This window comes from Variovorax sp. LjRoot290 (assembly GCF_964253985.1).
In the GTDB taxonomy this organism is placed as follows: Bacteria; Pseudomonadota; Gammaproteobacteria; order Burkholderiales; family Burkholderiaceae_C; genus Variovorax.
The window spans coordinates 2471195-2490516 of sequence record NZ_CAXURW020000001.1 but is presented as its reverse complement, the minus strand read 5'-3'; the positions used below and the strand labels follow the sequence as shown (position 1 = coordinate 2490516).

The 19322-nt window shown below is 66.6% G+C and carries 18 protein-coding genes; all 18 read right to left on the bottom strand.

Annotation, left to right across the window (positions count from 1 at the left end):
* Position 1: 1 nt before the first annotated feature.
* The 18 genes from greA to pyrH all read right to left on the bottom strand — a co-directional run bounded on the left by greA (position 2) and on the right by pyrH (position 19276).
* The gene (greA, locus tag ACSQ9A_RS12490) at positions 2–481 is read right to left on the bottom strand and encodes a transcription elongation factor GreA (protein WP_436303869.1); all 480 of its coding nucleotides are present in this window, start codon (positions 479–481) and stop codon (positions 2–4) included.
* A 66-nt stretch (positions 482–547) separates the two neighbouring features.
* Entirely contained in the window at positions 548–1417 is an 870-nt protein-coding gene (locus ACSQ9A_RS12485; protein WP_436303868.1) for a Kdo hydroxylase family protein, read from the bottom strand.
* A gap of 10 nt (positions 1418–1427) precedes the next feature.
* Positions 1428–4664 (bottom strand): carbamoyl-phosphate synthase large subunit, encoded by a 3237-nt coding sequence (carB, locus tag ACSQ9A_RS12480; RefSeq protein WP_436303867.1) that lies wholly within the window; start codon positions 4662–4664, stop codon positions 1428–1430.
* Positions 4657–5841 (bottom strand): glutamine-hydrolyzing carbamoyl-phosphate synthase small subunit, encoded by a 1185-nt coding sequence (carA, locus tag ACSQ9A_RS12475; RefSeq protein WP_436303866.1) that lies wholly within the window; start codon positions 5839–5841, stop codon positions 4657–4659. The genes carB and carA overlap by 8 nt, the downstream gene beginning before the upstream one ends.
* 136 nt (positions 5842–5977) lie before the next feature.
* Entirely contained in the window at positions 5978–6757 is a 780-nt protein-coding gene (locus ACSQ9A_RS12470; protein ID WP_436303865.1) for a TrmH family RNA methyltransferase, read from the bottom strand.
* Complete coding sequence (rnhB, locus tag ACSQ9A_RS12465; protein ID WP_093107810.1) at positions 6754–7461, bottom strand: ribonuclease HII; 708 nt, start codon at positions 7459–7461, stop codon at positions 6754–6756. Before rnhB ends, ACSQ9A_RS12470 begins: the two co-directional genes overlap by 4 nt.
* Entirely contained in the window at positions 7433–8578 is a 1146-nt protein-coding gene (gene lpxB, locus ACSQ9A_RS12460; RefSeq protein ID WP_436303864.1) for a lipid-A-disaccharide synthase, read from the bottom strand. The genes rnhB and lpxB overlap by 29 nt, the downstream gene beginning before the upstream one ends.
* A gap of 8 nt (positions 8579–8586) precedes the next feature.
* Entirely contained in the window at positions 8587–9375 is a 789-nt protein-coding gene (gene lpxA, locus ACSQ9A_RS12455; protein WP_436303863.1) for an acyl-ACP--UDP-N-acetylglucosamine O-acyltransferase, read from the bottom strand.
* A 13-nt stretch (positions 9376–9388) separates the two neighbouring features.
* Positions 9389–9832, bottom strand: coding sequence for a 3-hydroxyacyl-ACP dehydratase FabZ (gene fabZ / locus ACSQ9A_RS12450; RefSeq protein WP_093107816.1), 444 nt, complete (start codon positions 9830–9832; stop codon positions 9389–9391).
* Complete coding sequence (gene lpxD / locus ACSQ9A_RS12445; protein ID WP_436303862.1) at positions 9829–10815, bottom strand: UDP-3-O-(3-hydroxymyristoyl)glucosamine N-acyltransferase; 987 nt, start codon at positions 10813–10815, stop codon at positions 9829–9831. Before lpxD ends, fabZ begins: the two co-directional genes overlap by 4 nt.
* Before the next feature lie 14 nt (positions 10816–10829).
* Positions 10830–11360: an OmpH family outer membrane protein gene (locus tag ACSQ9A_RS12440; protein ID WP_093107820.1), complete on the bottom strand. Its 531-nt coding sequence runs from the start codon at positions 11358–11360 to the stop codon at positions 10830–10832.
* Complete coding sequence (bamA, locus tag ACSQ9A_RS12435) at positions 11360–13774, bottom strand: outer membrane protein assembly factor BamA (RefSeq protein ID WP_436303861.1); 2415 nt, start codon at positions 13772–13774, stop codon at positions 11360–11362. Before bamA ends, ACSQ9A_RS12440 begins: the two co-directional genes overlap by 1 nt.
* Before the next feature lie 38 nt (positions 13775–13812).
* On the bottom strand, positions 13813–15183 hold the full coding sequence (rseP, locus tag ACSQ9A_RS12430; protein ID WP_093109253.1) for an RIP metalloprotease RseP: 1371 nt from the start codon (positions 15181–15183) through the stop codon (positions 13813–13815).
* A 24-nt stretch (positions 15184–15207) separates the two neighbouring features.
* Positions 15208–16395: a 1-deoxy-D-xylulose-5-phosphate reductoisomerase gene (gene ispC, locus ACSQ9A_RS12425; RefSeq protein ID WP_436303860.1), complete on the bottom strand. Its 1188-nt coding sequence runs from the start codon at positions 16393–16395 to the stop codon at positions 15208–15210.
* Positions 16395–17240, bottom strand: coding sequence for a phosphatidate cytidylyltransferase (locus ACSQ9A_RS12420; protein WP_436303859.1), 846 nt, complete (start codon positions 17238–17240; stop codon positions 16395–16397). The genes ispC and ACSQ9A_RS12420 overlap by 1 nt, the downstream gene beginning before the upstream one ends.
* Positions 17241–17244: 4 nt before the next feature.
* On the bottom strand, positions 17245–17979 hold the full coding sequence (gene uppS / locus ACSQ9A_RS12415; RefSeq protein WP_093109250.1) for a polyprenyl diphosphate synthase: 735 nt from the start codon (positions 17977–17979) through the stop codon (positions 17245–17247).
* Positions 17979–18539 (bottom strand): ribosome recycling factor, encoded by a 561-nt coding sequence (gene frr / locus ACSQ9A_RS12410; RefSeq protein WP_093109249.1) that lies wholly within the window; start codon positions 18537–18539, stop codon positions 17979–17981. The genes uppS and frr overlap by 1 nt, the downstream gene beginning before the upstream one ends.
* Before the next feature lie 14 nt (positions 18540–18553).
* Positions 18554–19276, bottom strand: a complete 723-nt coding sequence (gene pyrH, locus ACSQ9A_RS12405; RefSeq protein WP_093109248.1) for a UMP kinase — start codon at positions 19274–19276, stop codon at positions 18554–18556.
* Between the last annotated feature and the right edge of the window lie 46 nt (positions 19277–19322).

Sequence of the window (19322 nt, the reverse complement as noted above, 5' to 3'; positions counted from 1 at the left end):
TTCAGAGGTAGCTGACGCCGACGATCTCGTAGCGCTTCACCCCGCCCGGTGCCTGCACCTCGGCGGTATCGCCCTCTTCCTTGCCGATCAGCGCGCGCGCGATCGGGCTGGAGACGTTGATGAGGCCGAGCTTCAGGTCGGCTTCGTCCTCGCCGACGATCTGGTACTTGACCGCGTCGCCGCTGTCTTCATCTTCCAGTTCGACTGTCGAACCGAAAACGACCTTGCCGCCCGCATCGAGGTCGGAGGGATCGATGACCTGGGCGTTCGAGAGCATGCCCTCGATCTGCTTGATGCGGCCTTCGATCCAGCCTTGGCGCTCCTTGGCGGCGTCGTAGTCTGCGTTCTCGCTGAGGTCGCCCTGGGCGCGGGCCTCGGCGATCGCCGTGATGATGGCGGGCCGCTCGACGGACTTCAGGCGTTGCAGCTCGTCACGAAGTTTCTCCGCACCGCGCTTGGTAATCGGAATGGTGGTGGCCATGTTTTGTCTCTCCAGAAAGCGAAACCGCCGAACGCTGCCGTTCGGCGGTTCATGGAAGGAAAAAGATCAGACGAGTTGACGTCCGGTCAGCCGGCTCAGGATGGCGAGCGGGCTCGAATCGGGATTGTATTGCCTTGCGGCGGGCAGGTGCAGCGTCTGCTCGAGCATGTACTGGCCGGACATCACGGCATGCGAGGTCTGGTCCGAGAAGCACACCCATACCGATCCGGCCGGGAACGGCACGGTTTGCTGCTGCGCGTTCTTCTGGTACTCCAGGTCGGACTTCATGCCGTCGTGCAGTTGCAGCATCAGATGGTCGTATTCGCTGCGCAAGGACTTGGTGACGCGCAGCGCCCGCAGCATGCGGGCCTGCCAGCGCGAGTAAGGCTTGGCACGCGGCAGGAAGCGCTTGGCCACGGTCTCGAAGGGCTCACCGACCCGCCAGACGCGCGGCGCGCCCTCGGGATTGACATTGGTGAACACACGCAGGATGCGCTCGCCGTAGTTGGGGCGCGACGGGAACGAGTCGATGTGCAGCCGCCGGTCGTCGGCCCGCCACGACTGGACGCGTGTTTCCACCTGCGCCGGGCGGTAGCTGGTCGGCGCCAGCCGCAGGGCCGGCGTGTAGTGCGGCAGCAATCCGTGGATCAGCTGCTGCGACTGCGCACGAAAACGCCCGACCATTGCCGCCACGGCCTGCTGCACGCCCTCGTCGCCCGCCACGCCCTTCAGGCGCCCTTCGGCATCCAGACTGATGTTGCGGACGCCTGGCGACAGCACCGCGGGCGAGAACAAGGCCCGTTCTTCAGGCCGCAGCTCGAAGGGGAGCCGCGGGAAATACAGCACCTTGCCAGCCTCGAGCGCGGCGATCCACGCATCGTTCGGCGCAGCGCCGTTCCAGTCGGCCAGGTCGAGCTCGACGAGCTGCGTTTCCATGGACAACTCTTCAGGCGAGCGCGAACTGCGCGAGTTGCGCGTGCATTTCCTGGATCGAGATCACGTCGAGTTCGTCCATGTGCCGCATGCCTTCGACCGCGGCTTCGGCGCCGAAGATGGTGGTGAAGGTGGTCACGCGGGCCAGCAGCGCCGAGGTGCGGATCTGGCGCGAGTCGGTGATCGCGTTGCGGCGCTCTTCCACCGTGTTGATGACCAGCGCGATCTCGTTGTTCTTGATCATGTCGACGATGTGCGGGCGACCCTCGGTCACCTTGTTCACCACGGCGCAGGCGATGCCCGCCGCGTTGATGGCGGCGGCGGTGCCCTTGGTCGCGATCAGTTCGAAGCCCAGCGCAGCCAGGCCACGCGCCACTTCCACCGCGCGTGCCTTGTCGTTGTTCTTGACCGAGATGAACACCTTGCCCGACTTCGGCAGATGCGTGCCGGCGCCGAGTTGCGACTTCACGAACGCCTCGCCGAAGGTCTTGCCCACGCCCATCACTTCGCCAGTCGACTTCATCTCCGGGCCGAGGATGGTGTCCACGCCGGGGAACTTGACGAAGGGGAACACCGCCTCCTTGACGCTGAAGTACGGCGGCGTGACTTCGCGCGTGACGCCCTGCGAAACCAGCGACTGGCCCGCCATGCAGCGCGCCGCCACCTTGGCCAGCTGGATGCCGGTGGCCTTGCTCACGTAGGGCACCGTGCGCGAGGCGCGCGGATTCACTTCGAGCACGTAGATGACGTCCCGTCCGTCCTTTTCCTGGATCGCGAACTGCACGTTCATGAGGCCGACGACATTGAGCGCCTTGGCCATGGCGGCGCTTTGCCGCTTGAGCTCGGCCACGGTATCGGCCTTGAGGCTGTAGGGCGGCAACGAGCAGGCGGAGTCGCCGGAGTGCACACCGGCCTGTTCGATGTGCTCCATCACGCCGCCGATCAGGGTGTTGCCCTCGGCATCGCGCAAGCAGTCGACATCGCATTCCACGGCGTCGTTCAGGAAGCGGTCCAGCAGCACCGGCGAATCGTTGCTGACCTTGACGGCTTCGCGCATGTAGCGTTCGAGGTCGCGCTGCTCGTGCACGATCTCCATCGCGCGGCCGCCGAGCACATAGCTGGGGCGCACCACCAGCGGATAGCCCAGTTGGGCGGCTTTCTCGAGCGCTTCCGCCTCGGTGCGCGCGGTCGCGTTCGGCGGCTGGCGCAGCTGGAGCTCATTCAGCAGCTTCTGGAAACGCTCGCGATCTTCGGCCGCGTCGATCATGTCGGGGCTGGTGCCGATGATCGGCACGCCGTTGGCTTCGAGGTCGAGCGCGAGCTTGAGCGGCGTCTGGCCGCCGTACTGCACGATCACGCCGGTCGGCTTTTCCTTGTCGACGATCTCGAGCACGTCCTCGAGCGTGAGCGGCTCGAAGTAGAGGCGGTCGCTGGTGTCGTAGTCGGTCGAGACGGTCTCCGGATTGCAGTTGACCATGATGGTCTCGTAGCCGTCCTCGCGCATCGCGAGTGCCGCATGCACGCAGCAGTAGTCGAACTCGATGCCCTGGCCGATGCGGTTGGGGCCGCCGCCGAGCACCATGATCTTCTTCTTGTCCGTCGGCGCGGCTTCGCACTCGTCCTCGTAGGTCGAGTACATGTAGGCGGTGTTGGTCGCGAACTCGGCCGCACAGGTGTCGACGCGCTTGTAGACCGGGCGCACGCCGAGCGCGCGCCGCTTCTCGCGGACCGCGGTGTCGGTGGTCCTGAGCTGCCTGGCGAGACGGCGGTCCGAGAAGCCCTTCTTCTTCAGCGCGAGCAGGGTGCTCTTGTCGATGTCGTCCAGCGACTTGGTTTCGAGCTCGAGCTCGATCTTCACGATCTCCTCGATCTGCACCAGGAACCAGGGGTCGATCTTGGTCAGCGCGAACACTTCGTCGACGGAGAGGCCCATGGCGAAGGCATCGCCGACGTACCAGATGCGGTCGGGGCCGGGCTCGCCGAGCTCTTTTTCGAGCACTTCGCGGTCCTGCGTCTTCTCGTTGAGCCCGTCGACGCCGACCTCCAGCCCACGCAGCGCCTTCTGGAACGACTCCTGGAAGGTGCGGCCCATGGCCATCACCTCGCCCACCGATTTCATCTGCGTGGTCAGGCGCGAGTCGGCCTGCGGAAACTTCTCGAAGGCGAAACGCGGGATCTTCGTGACCACGTAGTCGATGCTGGGCTCGAAGCTCGCCGGCGTGGCGCCGCCGGTGATCTCGTTGCGCAGCTCGTCGAGCGTATAGCCCACGGCCAGCTTGGCCGCGACCTTGGCGATCGGGAAGCCTGTGGCCTTGGAAGCCAGCGCGGAGGAGCGCGAGACGCGCGGGTTCATCTCGATCACGACCATGCGGCCGTCCTTCGGATTGATCGAGAACTGCACGTTGGAGCCGCCGGTGTCGACGCCGATCTCGCGCAGAACGGCCAGCGAGGCGTTGCGCAGGATCTGGTATTCCTTGTCCGACAGGGTCTGGGCAGGGGCGACCGTGATCGAGTCGCCGGTGTGCACGCCCATCGGGTCCAGGTTTTCGATCGAGCAGACGATGATGCAGTTGTCCGCCTTGTCGCGCACCACCTCCATCTCGTACTCTTTCCAGCCGAGCAGCGACTCCTCGATCAGCAGCTCGTTGGTCGGCGAGGCTTCGAGGCCGCGCTTGCAGATGGTCTCGAACTCTTCCGGGTTGTAGGCGATGCCGCCGCCGGTGCCGCCGAGCGTGAAGCTGGGGCGGATCACCACCGGGAAGCCGACCGTCTTCTGCACCGCCCAGGCTTCGTCGAGCGAGTGGGCGATGCCCGAGCGCGCCGAACCCAGGCCGATCTTGGTCATCGCGTCCTTGAACTTCAGCCGGTCTTCGGCTTTGTCGATCGCCTCGGGCGTGGCGCCGATCAGCTCCACCTTGTACTTGTCGAGCACGCCGTTGCGCCAGAGGTCGAGCGCGCAGTTGAGCGCGGTCTGCCCGCCCATGGTCGGCAGGATGGCGTCGGGGCGTTCCTTGACGATGATTTTTTCGACCGTCTGCCAGGTGATCGGCTCGATGTAGATCACGTCGGCCGTGGCCGGGTCGGTCATGATCGTCGCGGGGTTGCTGTTGATCAGGATGACCTTGTAGCCCTCCTCGCGCAGTGCCTTGCAGGCCTGCACGCCGGAGTAGTCGAACTCGCAGGCCTGGCCGATGATGATCGGGCCGGCGCCGATGATGAGAACGCTCTGGAGGTCGGTGCGCTTAGGCATTCTTCTGTCCTTCTTTGTGACTTTGCATGAGTGCCGTGAAGCGGTCGAACAGGTAGCCGATGTCGTGAGGCCCGGGCGAGGCCTCCGGATGGCCCTGGAAGCAGAAGGCCGGCTTGTCGGTGCGTGCCAGGCCTTGCAGCGTGTTGTCGAACAGGCTGATGTGGGTGGGCCGCAGGTTGGCGGGCAGCGTCTTCTCGTCTACCGCGAAGCCGTGGTTCTGGCTCGTGATGCTCACGCGGCCGTTGTCCAGGTCTTTCACGGGATGGTTGGCGCCGTGATGGCCGAACTTCATCTTGAAGGTCTTCGCGCCGGAGGCGAGCGCCATGATCTGGTGGCCCAGGCAGATGCCGAAGACCGGAATGCCGGTTTCGATCAGTTCGCGCGTGGCCTCGATGGCGTAGTCGCAGGGCTCGGGGTCGCCCGGGCCGTTGGCCAGGAAGATGCCGTCCGGACGCAGCTTGAGCACGTCGGCCGCCGGCGTCTGTGCCGGCACTACCGTGATGCGTGCGCCGCGCTGGGCGATCATGCGCAGGATGTTCTTCTTGACGCCGTAGTCGAAGGCCACGACGTGGAACTTGGGCGTGATCTGCACGCCGTATCCGGCACCGAGTTTCCACTCGGTCTGCGTCCACTCGTAGGTCTCCTCGACCGACACCACCTTGGCCAGGTCGAGCCCGGACATGCTGGGTACGGCCCGGGCAGCGGCCACGGCCTTGTCGATCAGCGCCTGCGTCACGGCCTCGCCCGCAGCGAGGCCGAGGATGCAGCCGTTCTGGGCGCCGTTCGTGCGCAGATGGCGCGTGAGCTTGCGCGTGTCGATGTTCGCGATGGCGACCGTGTTGCCGCGCACCAGGTAGTCGGTCAGCGTGGCCGTCTTGCGGAAGTTGGACGCGACCAGCGGCAGGTCCTTGATGATCAGGCCAGCGGCATGGATCTTGTCGGACTCGATGTCTTCCTCGTTGACGCCGTAGTTGCCGATGTGCGGATACGTGAGCGTCACGATCTGCTGGCAATAGCTCGGGTCGGTCAGGATTTCCTGGTAACCGGTCATGGCGGTGTTGAACACCACTTCGCCAGTGGTGGCGCCTTGGGCGCCGATCGAGTTGCCGAGAAAGACCGTGCCGTCTGCAAGCGCCAGGATGGCGGGCGGGAAATTTCCCTTGAGAGACAAAAGCACTGGGATCTCCGGATGGATGACGCCCAAAGCGAACCCAAGAAGTGACTTTGGGCTGCGACTTTCGTCGAGGAGTTGGCTTGCGTGCGCTGTGGGCGGGGTGTGAGCGGGAAAGCCCTTGATTATAGCCGGCGCGGGCTTATCCCTTGGCCGCGGCGGCACTCGCATGCAGGCAGATCGCCGCCGCCGCCGCGACGTTGAGCGACTCCTCGCCGCCCGGCTGCGCAATGCGCACGTGCCGGGCGGCGCGCGTCTCCAGAATGGCGGAAACGCCCTGCCCTTCGTGCCCCATCAACCAGGCGCACGGGTACGGCAGCTGCGTGCGATGCAGCCAGTCGCCGCGGTGCGAACTGGTGGCGATCCAGGGCACAGTCAGCGCATCCAGCATCTGGATGTCCGCGCCCTCGATCAGCTGCAGCCCGAAATGCGCACCCATGCCGGCACGCAGCACCTTGGGCGCCCATAGCGCGGCGGTGCCCTTGAGCGCGATCACCTGGCCGAAGCCGAAGGCCGCCGCGCTGCGCAGGATGGAGCCGACATTGCCGGCATCCTGGAGGCGATCGAGCACCACGGTGGGCGCATCGGGGGTGACCGCCGGCGACGCCGGCAGTTCGAGTACGAAGCCCATCGGCGCGGGCGACTCCAGACCGCTCACGCCGGCGAGCAAGGCATCGGCCAGCACCACGGTCTTGGCCGCCGCCCCGCTCCATTCGGAGCGCGCCGAAGGCCACAGCGACTCGGCAAAGACCGCCACGGCCGGCCGGACGCCGCGCTCGCGCGCGGCGCGGCACAGGTGATCGCCTTCGAGCCAGACCCGGCCCGCCTTGCGGTAGGCACCCGGGTCGTGCGCCAGCTTGCGCAATTCCTTCAGGAGCGGGTTGTCCCGCGACGTGATGTGGCTGACCTCGTCCGCGGTCATGGGGCGATCCGCACCTCGATCTGGGTCGTTTCCGCGACCATTTCGCTCAACATCGCCGCCGTCATGGGCTCCGTCTGCCCCGTCGCGCGTGCGAGTACGGCAGCGACCGGGCTGAAGGATCTGCGGTGATGCACGCAAGCGCCGTGGCGCAACAGCGCCTCCAGGTGCTCTGGCGTGCCATAGCCCTTGTGGCCCGCGAAGCCATAGTGCGGGAATTCGGCGTGCAGTTCCTGGCAGAGCCGGTCACGGTGCACCTTGGCCAGGATCGAGGCGGCCGAGATCGCCTTCACGCGCGCGTCGCCGCCGACGACGGCCTCGGCCAGCACGTCCAGCCTGGGCAGCCGGTTGCCGTCGACCAGCACCTTTGCCGGCTTCAGCCGCAGGCCCTCGACCGCGCGCCGCATGGCCAGCATCGTCGCCTGGAGGATGTTGTGGGTGTCGATCTCCTCCACGCTGGCCTGCGCCACCGAGCAGCACAGCGCCTTGGCCAGGATCTGGTCGTTCAGGCGCTCGCGCTGCAGCGCGGTCAGGGTCTTCGAATCGGCCAGGCCACGGATCGGCCGCTCGTCGTCGAGGATCACGGCCGCGGCAACGACCGGGCCGGCCAGCGGGCCGCGGCCGGCCTCGTCGACGCCGGCCAGGAGCCCGGGAGCGTCCCAAGCGAGCGTGGCCTGCTCAGCCTTCAAGAACTTTCTGGATCGCATCGGCGCACAGTGTCGGCGTATCGCGCTGCAATTCGACATGCAGCGTGCAAAAACGTTGTTGCAAGGCGTGAACCTTGTCCGGCGAGGCAAGCCAGGCGAGCGTCGCGTCGGCCATCGCCTGGGGCGTCGCCGCCTCCTGCAGCAGTTCGGGCACGACGAATTCGCCGCACAGGATGTTCGGCAGACCCACCCAGGGCTGCAGCTGCTTGCGGCGCATGAGCGCCCACGAAAGCTTGTTCATGTTGTAGGCGATCACCATCGGCCGCTTGAACAGCGCGGCTTCGAGCGTCGCGGTCCCGCTGGCGATCAGGGTGGCGTCGCAGGCCGCGAGCGCGGCGTGCGAACGGCCGTCGAGCAGTTTCACGCGGCCGGCCATGCCGCTGGCCTGCAGCAGTTGCTCGACCTCGTCCCGGAGGCCCGGCAGCACGGGCGCGATGAACTGAAGTTCAGGCCGCTCGCGCAGCATCAGCGTGGCCGCTTCGAAAAAGCCTGCGGCGAGGTAGCGGATCTCCGAGCGCCGGCTGCCCGGCAGCAAGGCGACGACCGGCGCTTCCGCGTCCAATCCCAGCGCGGCGCGTGCGCCCGCCTGGTCGGGCGTCATCGGGATCACGTTGGCGATCGGATGGCCAACGTAGCTTGCTGCGATCCCGTGTTCGGCCAGCAGCGCGGGCTCGAACGGAAAGATGCACAGCACATGATCGGCCGCTGTGCGCAGCTTCTCCGCGCGTTCCGGGCGCCAGGCCCAGATCGAGGGGCAGACGAAATGCGCCGTCTTCGTGCCGCTGGCCCGCAACGCGGCTTCGAGGTCCAGATTGAAGTCCGGCGCATCGACGCCAATGAAGAGTTCGGGCCGGTCAAGCAGCAGCCGGGCACGGAGCCGGCGCCGGATGCCGGCGATTTCGGCGTAGTGGCGCAGCACCTCGACATAGCCGCGCACCGCCAGTTTTTCCTGCGGCCACCAGCTCTCGAAGCCGCGCGCCAACATCTGCGGGCCGCCGATGCCGACGGCCTTCATGGCCGGCCAGCGCGAGAGCAAGCCGTCGAGCAGCAGCCCGGCCAGCAGGTCGCCCGAGGGCTCGCCCGCGACCAGCGCAAACTGTCGCTGTACCTCCGACATGCGGTGCCCTAGCGCGCGATGCCGCGCGTGGCGCTGGACAGGAAGCCGCTCATCATCGCGACATCGGCGGCCGATTCGGGTACTTCGATGGCCAGGGCCTCGATGGCGGCACGGGCCTCCTCGAGCGTCTTGCCCTGACGGTACAGCAGCCGGTGCATCTGCTTGACGGCCGCGATCCGTGCCGCGGAGAAATCGCGGCGGCGCAAGCCGACCACATTGAAGCCGCGCACCGCCAGCGGATTGCCGTCGACCAGCATGAAAGGCGGCACGTCCTGCGCCACCGCGCTGGCGAAACCGATCATCGCGTGGGCACCGACCGAGACGAACTGGTGGATGCCGGTCAGCCCGCCCACCGTCACCCAGTCCGCCAGGTGCACGTGGCCCGCCAGCGTCGTGTTGTTGGCGAGCGTGGTGTGGTCGTCGACACGGCAGTCGTGCGCGATGTGCGTGTAGGCCATGATCCAGTTGTCGCTGCCCACACGCGTCACGCCGCCGGCCCCCGGCACGCCGATGTTGAAGGTGCAGAACTCGCGGATCGTGTTGCGCTCGCCGATCACGAGTTCGGTCGGTTCGCCCGCGTACTTCTTGTCCTGCGGAACGGCGCCCAGCGATGCGAACTGGAAGATGCGGTTGTCGCGGCCGATGGTAGTGCGCCCCTCGATCACGCAATGCGCGCCGATCGTGGTGCCGGCGCCGACCCGCACATGCGGACCGATCACGGCATAGGGGCCGACGCTGACCGTCGGGTCGAGTTCGGCCTTGGGGTCGACGATGGCCGTCGGATGAACCTGCGTCATGCCTCGAGCACGATCAATTGATCTGGCGCATGGCGCACATCAAGGTGGCCTCGCAAGCCAGCTCGCTGCCGACCAGCGCGCGCCCTTTGAACTTCGAGATGCCGGCCTTCATGCGCTCGATCTCGACCTCGAGCGTCAGCTGGTCGCCCGGCTCCACCGGACGCTTGAAGCGCGCGCCGTCGATGGCCGCGAAGTAGTACACGGTGTTGTCGTCCGGCACGATGTCCAGCGAATGGAAGGACAGCAGGGCCGCGGCCTGCGCCATCGCCTCGAGCATCAGCACGCCGGGCATCACCGGCCGGTGCGGGAAGTGGCCGTTGAAGAACGGCTCGTTCATGGTCACGTTCTTGAGCGCGGTGATGCGCTTGCCCTTTTCCATCGCGAGCACGCGGTCTACCAGCAGGAAGGGGTAGCGGTGCGGCAGCAGTTTGAGGATCTGATGGATGTCGAGCGTCATGATTTTCTGTCTTGCACCACCGGTTTTTCAAGCGCCTTCAGGCGCTCGCGCAGAGCGTGCAGTTGTTTGAGCGTGGCGGCGTTTTTCTCCCAGACGGCATTGTCGTCGATGGGAAACACGCCGGTGTACTGGCCGGGCTTGAGAATGGACCGGGTCACCACCGTCGCGGCCGAAATGTGCACCCCATCGGCCAGCTTCAGGTGGCCGAGCACGATCGCGCCGCCGCCGATGGTGCAGTTCGCACCGATGTCCGCGCTGCCCGCCACGCCGACGCAGCCCGCCATGGCGGTGTGCTTGCCGACGCGGACGTTGTGGCCGATCTGGATCAGGTTGTCGAGCTTGACGCCGTCTTCGATCACGGTGTCTTCGAGCGCACCGCGATCGATGCAGGTGTTGGCGCCTATCTCCACGTCGTCGCCGATGCGTACCGCGCCGAGCTGCTCGATCTTGACCCAGGCGCCCTCGTGCGGCGCGAGCCCGAAGCCGTCGGCCCCGATCACGACGCCCGGATGCAGCAGGCAACGCGCGCCGATGACGCAGTCCTCGCTCACCGTCACCCTGGACTTCAGCACCGTTTCTGCGCCGATGCGCGCGCCACGCTCGACGACGCACAGTGCGCCGATACGCGCGCTGGGGTCAATCTGCGCGCCGGGGTCGATCACCGCGCTGGGATGGATGCGCGCGCTGTCTGGCCTGGCATGAGATTGCTTCCAGAGCTGGGTCAGACGCGCGAAATAGAGGTAGGGGTCGGCCGTCACGATGAACGACCCGCGCTGGGCCGCCAGCTCCCGCATGGCAGGCGACACGATGACGCAGCCTGCTTGCGAGGCAGTGAGCTCCTTGCGGTACTTGGGATGGCTCAGGAAACTGAGCGCGTCGGCCTGCGCCGTCGCCAACGGCGCAAGCCGCTCGATCGACAGCGCGGGGTCACCCTGCAGTTCGCCCCCGAGGGCCTCAACGATTGCGCCTAGCCGCAGTGCCACGCCGGTTCGCTGCGCTATTTGCCGCCGGCAGAAGTGGACGCATTCAGCGCCTTGATCACCTTCTCGGTGATGTCGTGCTTCGGATTGATGTAGATCGCTTCCTGCAGGATCGCGTCGTACTTCTCGGCCTCTGCCACCTGCTTGACCACGCGGTTGGCGCGTTCGTAGACCTGCTGCAGCTCTTCGTTCTTGCGCGCGTTGAGGTCTTCCTGGAATTCGCGGCGGCGGCGCTGGAAGTCACGGTCCTGGTCGACCAGGGCACGCTGACGGGCCACGCGCTGGCTCTCGGACAGGGTCGGCGCCTCGCGCTCGAACTTTTCGGAAGCAGCCTTGAGGGCTTCGCCCTGCCCCGTCAGGTCCTTCTCGCGCTTCAGGAACTCGGACTCGAGCTTCGCCTGCGCGGCCTTGGCAGGCTGCGCTTCACGCAACACGCGATCGGGATTGACGAAACCGATGCGGAAAGTTTCCTGCGCGTGCGCGAGCCCGCCCGCGAGGGCGAAAGCGGGGATCAGCAGCGCACCGGCGGCGCGAAGCAATGGATTCATTAGAAAGAGGTTCCGATCTGGAATTGCAGGCGTTGAATTCTATCCTTCGGGATCGGATGCAGCGGGTCGGTCAGGTCTTCATCCTGCTGCCTGACCGGGATGGCGTAAGCCAGGCGCAGCGGCCCCAGCGGCGAGATCCAGCTGATGCCCAGGCCCACCGAGGCGCGGAGCTTCTTCGCCGCCTTCCACTGGGCGTCGGTCGAGAAGGCATCGCGCGTGCCGAACACGTTGCCGATGTCGAAGAAGCCGTAGAGGCGCAGCGTGCGGTCGTTGCCGGCGCCCGGGAACGGCGTGCTGAGTTCGGCGTTGAAGATCGCCTTCTTGGTGCCGCCCAGCGCCGCGCCTTCGGTCTGCCCCAGCAGCGGCACGTCGCGGGGCCCCAGCGAGTTCTGCTCGAAGCCGCGGACCGACCCCAGGCCACCCGCGTAGAAGTTCTTGAAGATCGGGTACGACTTGCCGCCGTATTCCTTGCCATAGCCGAGCTCGCCGTTGATCGCAAAGGTGTACTGCTTGCTGATCGGAAAGAACTGCTGATACTGGTAGTTGGTCTTCAGGTACTTCATGTCGCCGCCCACGCCCACCTCGAGGTTGGCGCGCTGCAGGCGTCCGCGGGTCGGCAGCAGCGCGCTGTCGCGGTCGTCGCGCGACCAGCCGATGGTCAACGGCACGCCCCAGACGCTGTCGTTGGTACAGCCGGTGACAAGACCCGCGGCACTGGTGCTGCAACCGAAGTACCTCCGGTACGACTGCGGTGTCAGGAAGGCGACGTTGCCGCCCGGGTCGAAGCGGTAGCGTTCCAATCCGATGCCGAAGAAGACCGTGTCGACTTCGCTGAACGGCACGCCGAATTTAATGGTGGCGCCTTCATTGACCAGCCGGTAGTCGCCGTCGACGCTGTAGTAGGGCCGCGTGGTCGTGTGGTAGATGCCGAAGGTGCGCGAGATGCCGTCCTTGGTGAAGTAGGGATCGGTGGTCGTCAGCGAGAGCGCCCGGTTGTATTTGCTGGTGTTGACCTGAAGGCCGAGGTAGTTGCCGGAGCCGAAAACATTCTCCTGCGCGATACCGAAGGTGAACGACACCTTCTCGGCACTGGAAAAACCTGCGCCCAGTTGCAGCGTACCGGTCGGCTTCTCGGCCACGTTGATCGTCAGGTCGACCTGGTCCGGCGAGCCCGGCACCTCCTGCGTCTCCACATTCACCTCGGTGAAGAAGCCCAGGCGGTCCACCCGGTCGCGCGACAGCTTGATCTTGTCGCCGTCGTACCAGGACGCCTCGTACTGGCGGAACTCGCGCCGGATCACCTCGTCACGCGTGCGGTTGTTGCCCCCGATGGCCACCCGCCGCACGTACACCCGCCGCGAGGGCTCCGCCTTCAGCGTCAGCGACACACGGTTGTTGGTGCGGTCGATCTCGGGCTCCGCCTGCACGCGCGCGAACGCGTAGCCGAAGGTGCCGAAGTAGTCGGTGAAGGCCTTGGTGGTCTCCGTCACCTGCTCGCCGTTGTAGGGCTCCCCGGGCTGGATCGTCACCAGCGACTTGAACTCCTCCTCGCGCCCGAGGTAGTTGCCCTCCATCTTGACCCCGGCCACCACGAACTTCTCGCCCTCGGTGAGGTTCACCGTGATCGCGAGGTCCTGGCGGTCCGGCGAGATCGCCACTTGCGTGGAGTCGATGCGGAACTCCAGGTAGCCGCGCGTGATGTAGTAGGAGCGCAGCGTCTCCAGGTCGGCGTTGAGCTTGGCGCGCGAGTACTGGTTGCTCTTGGTGTACCAGCTCATCCAGCCGCCCGCGTCCTGGTCGAAGAGATCCAGCAGCGTGCCTTCGCTGAAGGCCTTGTTGCCCACGATGCGCACTTCGCGGATGCGCGCGGCCTCGCCTTCGGTGACGGTGAAGGTCAGGTTGACGCGGTTGCGCTCGATCGGCGTGACGGTGGTGACGACCTGGGCGTTGTACAGGCTGCGGCTGACGTACTGGCGCTTGAGCTCCTGCTCGGCGCGGTCGGCCAGGGCCTTGTCGTAGGGGCGGCCGTCGGCCAGGCCGACCTCGCGCAGCGCCTTCTGCAGCGCGGCTTTGTCGAACTCCTTGGTGCCCACGAAGTCGACGTCGGCGATGGTGGGGCGCTCCTCGACGATCACCACCAGCACGTTGCCGCTGACGTCGATGCGCACGTCCTTGAACAGGCCCAGGTCGAACAGCGCGCGGATGGCAGCCGTGCCGCGCTCGTCGCTGTAGGTGTCGCCCACGCGCAACGGCAGCGAGGCGAAGATGGTGCCGGGCTCCACGCGTTGCAGGCCTTCGACCCGGATGTCGCGTACCGTGAAGGGCTCGACGGCCCAGGCGGCCGTGGCGGCGAGTGCACTGGCGACCACCGCGGCAACGCTGCGCAGGCGAAAGCGACTGAATTTATTGTTCATCTGTGAATTGAGCCGGCGCGGAAAGGGCCAGCAGAAAGTTAACCAAAGAGTCGAGTCACATCGTTGAAGAGTGCGATCGACATCATGACCAGCAGCAACGCGACACCCCCGCGTTGGAACCGTTCCATCCATGCATCGGAGACGCTCTTGCCGGTCAGGCCCTCCCAAAGATAATACATCAGGTGCCCCCCATCGAGGACCGGCAGCGGCATGAGGTTCAACACGCCGAGACTCACGCTGATGAGGGCGAGGAACACCAGGTATTGCGTGAGACCCATGCTGGCGGACTTGCCCGCGTAGTCGGCGATCGTCAGCGGTCCGCTCAGGTTCTTGATCGAGGCTTCGCCGATCAGCATCTTGCCCATCATGCGCACGGTGAGCGTCGACACCTCCCAGGTGCGGACCACGCCGCGCCAGACGCCGTCGACCACGCCCAGCCGCACCGTTACCATCTCGGGTGGCGCACCGACATAGGCACCGACACGGCCGACCTTGGCCGCAGCTTCGTCGCGCACCTCCGGCGTGACTTCGACGCGGAGCATCTGACCGTCGCGCTCGATCTCCCAGGTCTGCGTGCGCGGCTGGCCACCCTCGACCGAGGCGCGGATCACGTCGCGCAATTGCTGGCCGTCGACGATGGCCGTGCTGCCGACCGAGCGCACCACATCGCCGCGGCGCAGGCCCGAGCGCTCCGCCGCGCCGCCTGCCATCACCTCGCCGATCTCGGGGCGCGTCAGCGGTGCGACGACGCCGATCTTGCGGAACATCTGCGCGTCGGCATCCTTGGCCTCGATGCGGCTCAACGGCAGCACGATCTCGCGCGCAGGCCGCGCGCCCTCCCCTGCGATCTCGAGCGTCAGATCGCGGCCGTCGAGCGCTCCGCGCGTCATGCGCCAGCGCAGGTCTTCAAAGGACTGCACAGGCTCCAGGTCGCCGTCGAAGCCGGCGCGCGCGACGTGCTCGCCGCCGCGCAAACCGGCCTGCTCGGCCAGCGAAGCGGCCACCGGCTGGCCCAGCTTCGCGACAGGCTCTTCGACGCCGATCCAGTTGACCGCGGTGTAGAGCACGACGGCCAGCAGGAGATTGGCGATCGGACCGGCGGCGACGATGGCAGCGCGCGAACGCAGCGGCTGGGTGTTGAAGGCGCGGTGCCGCTCTTCGGGCGCCACGGGCCCTTCGCGTTCGTCGAGCATCTTCACGTAGCCGCCGAGCGGGAACGCGGCGATCACGAACTCCGTGTCCTGCCCCGGGTGCTGGCGCTTGGGCTGCCAGCGATACAGCGTCTTGCCGAAGCCGACCGAAAAGCGCAGCACCTTGACCCCGCATGCAACCGCCACCCGATAGTGGCCGTACTCGTGCACCGCGATCAGCAAGCCGAGCGCGACGATGAAGGCAACGACTGTGAGCATGGAGACCCCCGGGGTATGGAAAAGTCAGGCTGCGAAGCGAAGCGCTGCGGCGTTGGCAGCAGCCCGGGCGCTGGCATCCAGTGCCAGCAGGTCGGCCAGCGATGCTGGGTTGGAGGGCTGCACCGCATCCAAAGTTTCCAGGTTCACCGCATGGATACGATCGAAGCGCAAGCGGTGATGCAGGAATGCTTCGACCGCCACCTCGTTGGCCGCATTGAGCACAGCGGTCGTGCCCGGCGCTGCGCGCAACGCCTGCCATGCGAGTCCCAGGCCGGGAAAGAGCTGGGCATCGGGCGCATCGAAAGTCAGCGCCGCCATCCGCCGGAAATCGAGCCGGGCGGCACCGCTTTGGATGCGCTCGGGCCAGGCCAGCCCGACGGCGATGGGCACCCGCATGTCGGGCGTGCCGAGCTGCGCGATCACCGAGGCGTCGGTGAATTGCACCATCGAATGCACCACGCTCTGCGGGTGGATCACGACCTCGATCTGCTCGGGCGCCACGCCGAACAGGTGGCGCGCCTCAATCACCTCGAGGGCCTTGTTCATCATGGTGGCGGAATCCACCGAGATCTTGCGGCCCATGACCCAGTTCGGGTGCGCGCAGGCCTGCTCGGGCGTCACGGCACCGAGCGTGTCCGGCGAGCGCGTGCGGAACGGGCCGCCGGAGGCGGTCAGGATGATCTTGTCAATGCGCCGCGGCCAGGTGGCCGGGTCTTCCGGCAGCGACTGGAAGATCGCCGAGTGCTCGCTGTCGATGGGCAGCAGCGTCGCCCCGCCCTCGCGCACCGTGCGCATGAACAGCTCGCCACCGACCACCAGGGCCTCCTTGTTGGCGAGCAGCAGCCGCTTGCCGGCGCGAGCGGCTGCGAGGCAGGGCCCGAGCCCGGCCGCGCCGACGATGGCGGCCATCACGGCATCGCATTCCTCGTGCGAGGCGATCGTCTCGATGGCGTCCGCTCCCTGGAGCACGCGCGTGGACAGGCCGCTCTGTTTCAGCTTTTCGGCCAGCAGCCGGGCATGCGGCGGGCTCGCCATGACCGCAAACTTCGGCGAGAACTGCACGCACTGGGCCAGCAGCTCGTCGACCTTGGTTGCAGCCGACAGCGCGAACACCTCGAAGCGCTCGGGATGCCGGGCGATCACGTCGAGCGTACTGACGCCGACCGAGCCGGTCGAACCGAGCACCGTGATGCGTTGCCTAGGGTATGTCATCACAGGAAGGCCAACATCATGGCAATAGGAAGCGTCGGCAGCAAGGCATCGACGCGGTCGAGCACGCCGCCGTGGCCCGGCAGCAGGGTGCTGCTGTCCTTGGCGCCCGCGCTGCGCTTGATCAGCGACTCGACCAGATCGCCCACCACGCTCATCGCCGCCAGAAAGACCACACCGACCAGCAGCAGCCACCATCCGCGCTCGGCCAGCCGCGTGTAGAGGCTGGCCACCGCGGGCTGGGCGGCCGCGTCGGCCCAGACCCAGGCCAGAGCCAGAACCAGGACGCCGGCCATGCCGCCCCAGACACCCTCCCAGCTCTTGCCGGGACTGATGGCCGGCGCGAGCTTGTTGCGCGTGAACCTGAGTCCGAATGCGCGCCCCGCGAAGTACGCAAAGATGTCGGCCACCCACACCAGCACGAGGATCGACAGCAGGAAGTTGATGCCGACCATCCGTGCCTTGACCGCGGCCAGCCACGCGACCCAAAGCACCAGCAGCCCGCCGACCAGGCGCAGACCCCTCGGCACGCGCGGCCAGCCGGGCACTGCGACGCGCAGCAGCGCAGCCCCGCCGAGCACCCAGGCGGCGCTGGCGAAGATCCAGACAGGCAGCAGCGACTGATCGAGCAGCCCCAGCCACCAGGACAGCGCGCAAAGCACGAGCGTCTCCAGCCCCAGGAACAGCGACACTCTCGACCCGTAGCCGTTGAGCCGCCCCCACTCCCAGGCCGCGGCTGCGATCAGCGCCAGCATCACGCAGGCAAAGGGCACATGCGACGGATAGAAAAGCGCCGGCAGCAGGATCGCCAGCAGGACGATCGCAGTGATGATGCGTTGTTTGAGCATTCGCTCAGGCTGCCTGCGGATCGCGCCATGCGTTGCCCGCGACCTGCGCGGAAGTCTGGCCGAAGCGGCGCTCGCGGCGCTGGAAGGCAGCAATGGCTTCGTCGAGGGCGGCCTCGTCGAATTCGGGCCAGAGGCGGTCGCTGAAGAACAGCTCGGCATAGGCGCTCTGCCACAGCAGGAAATTCGACAGCCGCTGCTCGCCGCCGGTACGGATGAACAGATCGGGGTCGGGCACGTGCGACAGCGCCATCGCCGCATCGAGGTTGGCCTCGGTCAGCGGCTCGCCGCGCGCGGCAAGCTGGGCCGCTGCGCGGGCGATATCCCAGCGGCCGCCGTAGTTGAAGCAGACGTTGAGCACCAGCCGGGTATTGTGGGCCGTCGCTGCCTCCGCCTGCAGCAGGCCGGCGGCGATTTTCTCGGACAGGCCGCCGCGCTCGCCGATGAAATGCAGCCGTACGCCGTCATGGCTCAACTTCGGTACTTCGCGGCCAAGCGCACCGACCATCAGATCCATCAGCCCCGACACTTCCTCGACGGGACGGTTCCAGTTCTCGGAGGAGAAGGCGAACACGGTGAGAACCGCGACGCCGCGGTCGACGCAGGCCTTGACGCAACGGCGCAAGGATTCGACGCCCTGCTTGTGCCCCGCGACGCGCGGCAGAAAGCGGCGCGTGGCCCAGCGGCCATTGCCATCCATGACGATGGCAATGTGGTGGGGCATGGCAGGTGATGTCGTCATCAGACGGCCATGATCTCCGCTTCCTTGGCCGCCACCAGCCGGTCGATCTCGCCGATGTGGCGATCGGTCACCTTCTGGATCTCGGCCTCGGCCCGCTTCTGATCGTCTTCGGATGCCAGCTTGTCCTTGACCAGCTTCTTGATCGCATCATTGGCGTCCCGGCGCAGGTTGCGGGTCGCGATCTTGGCGGTCTCGCCCTCGTTGCGCACCAGCTTGGTCATTTCCTTGCGGCGCTCTTCGCTCATCGGCGGCAGCGGCACGCGGATCAGGTCACCCATCGACGCGGGATTCAGGCCCAGATCGCTTTCGCGAATGGCCTTTTCGATCTTGGCGCCCATGCCCTTTTCCCAGGGCTGGACGCTGATGGTGCGCGAATCGAGCAGCGAAACGTTCGCTACCTGAGACAGCGGCACCGAGGAGCCGTAGTAATCGACGTGGACCGAGTCCAGCAGCGCGGGATTGGCGCGGCCGGTGCGGATCTTGGTCAGGTTGTTCTGGAATGCGGCGAGCGACTGATTCATCTTGGCGTCGGTCGCATCGCGGATTTCGGCAATGGTCATCTTCTTGGTCCTCTTCAGGCATGCACCAGCGTGCCTTCGTCCTCGCCCATCACGACGCGCTTGAGCGCACCGTTCTTGAAGATCGAGAACACCTTGATCGGCAGGTTCTGGTCGCGGCACAGCGCGAAGGCCGTGGCGTCCATGATGCCGAGATTCTGCGCGATGGCTTCGTCGAAGCTCAAGCGGGCGTAGCGTGTCGCGCTCAGGTCCTTCTTGGGGTCTGCGGTATAGACGCCGTCGACCTTGGTGGCCTTGAGCACCAGCTCCGCGCCGATCTCGGCGCCGCGCAGCGCCGCAGCCGTGTCGGTCGTGAAGAAGGGGTTGCCGGTGCCGGCCGCAAAAATCACGACCTTGCCCTCTTCGAGGTACTGCAGCGCCTTGGGGCGAACGTAGGGCTCCACGACCTGCTCGATCGCGATGGCCGACATCACGCGGGCGATCAAGCCCTGCTTGTTCATCGCGTCGGCCAGCGCCAGCGCGTTCATGACGGTCGCCAGCATGCCCATGTAGTCGGCCGTGGCGCGATCCATGCCCACCGAGCCGCCGGCGACGCCGCGGAAGATGTTGCCGCCGCCGATCACGACGGCAACCTCGACGCCCATGTTCACCACCTCGGCCACTTCGCCGACCATGCGCACGATGGTCGCCCGGTTGATGCCGAAGGCGTCGTCACCCATCAATGCCTCGCCCGACAGCTTCAACAAGATTCGCTTGTGGGCTGGTCGGGCGTCGGACATGGGTGGGTTCCTTTGGAGTTGGCGGGGCGAGTGTAAAACGTGATTG

What these genes read in the sequence shown, in the direction of transcription:
- uppS (WP_093109250.1), bottom strand. Translation starts at nt 17,979, where the DNA reads ATGACGACATCACCTGCCATGCCCCACCACATTGCCATCGTCATGGAT.
- ACSQ9A_RS12420 (WP_436303859.1), bottom strand. Translation starts at nt 17,240, where the DNA reads ATGCTCAAACAACGCATCATCACTGCGATCGTCCTGCTGGCGATCCTG.
- frr (WP_093109249.1), bottom strand. Translation starts at nt 18,539, where the DNA reads ATGACCATTGCCGAAATCCGCGATGCGACCGACGCCAAGATGAATCAG.
- ispC (WP_436303860.1), bottom strand. Translation starts at nt 16,395, where the DNA reads ATGACATACCCTAGGCAACGCATCACGGTGCTCGGTTCGACCGGCTCG.
- rnhB (WP_093107810.1), bottom strand. Translation starts at nt 7,461, where the DNA reads ATGCGATCCAGAAAGTTCTTGAAGGCTGAGCAGGCCACGCTCGCTTGG.
- ACSQ9A_RS12485 (WP_436303868.1), bottom strand. Translation starts at nt 1,417, where the DNA reads ATGGAAACGCAGCTCGTCGAGCTCGACCTGGCCGACTGGAACGGCGCT.
- lpxA (WP_436303863.1), bottom strand. Translation starts at nt 9,375, where the DNA reads ATGACGCAGGTTCATCCGACGGCCATCGTCGACCCCAAGGCCGAACTC.
- bamA (WP_436303861.1), bottom strand. Translation starts at nt 13,774, where the DNA reads ATGAACAATAAATTCAGTCGCTTTCGCCTGCGCAGCGTTGCCGCGGTG.
- rseP (WP_093109253.1), bottom strand. Translation starts at nt 15,183, where the DNA reads ATGCTCACAGTCGTTGCCTTCATCGTCGCGCTCGGCTTGCTGATCGCG.
- ACSQ9A_RS12440 (WP_093107820.1), bottom strand. Translation starts at nt 11,360, where the DNA reads ATGAATCCATTGCTTCGCGCCGCCGGTGCGCTGCTGATCCCCGCTTTC.
- fabZ (WP_093107816.1), bottom strand. Translation starts at nt 9,832, where the DNA reads ATGACGCTCGACATCCATCAGATCCTCAAACTGCTGCCGCACCGCTAC.
- lpxB (WP_436303864.1), bottom strand. Translation starts at nt 8,578, where the DNA reads ATGTCGGAGGTACAGCGACAGTTTGCGCTGGTCGCGGGCGAGCCCTCG.
- greA (WP_436303869.1), bottom strand. Translation starts at nt 481, where the DNA reads ATGGCCACCACCATTCCGATTACCAAGCGCGGTGCGGAGAAACTTCGT.
- ACSQ9A_RS12470 (WP_436303865.1), bottom strand. Translation starts at nt 6,757, where the DNA reads ATGACCGCGGACGAGGTCAGCCACATCACGTCGCGGGACAACCCGCTC.
- carB (WP_436303867.1), bottom strand. Translation starts at nt 4,664, where the DNA reads ATGCCTAAGCGCACCGACCTCCAGAGCGTTCTCATCATCGGCGCCGGC.
- pyrH (WP_093109248.1), bottom strand. Translation starts at nt 19,276, where the DNA reads ATGTCCGACGCCCGACCAGCCCACAAGCGAATCTTGTTGAAGCTGTCG.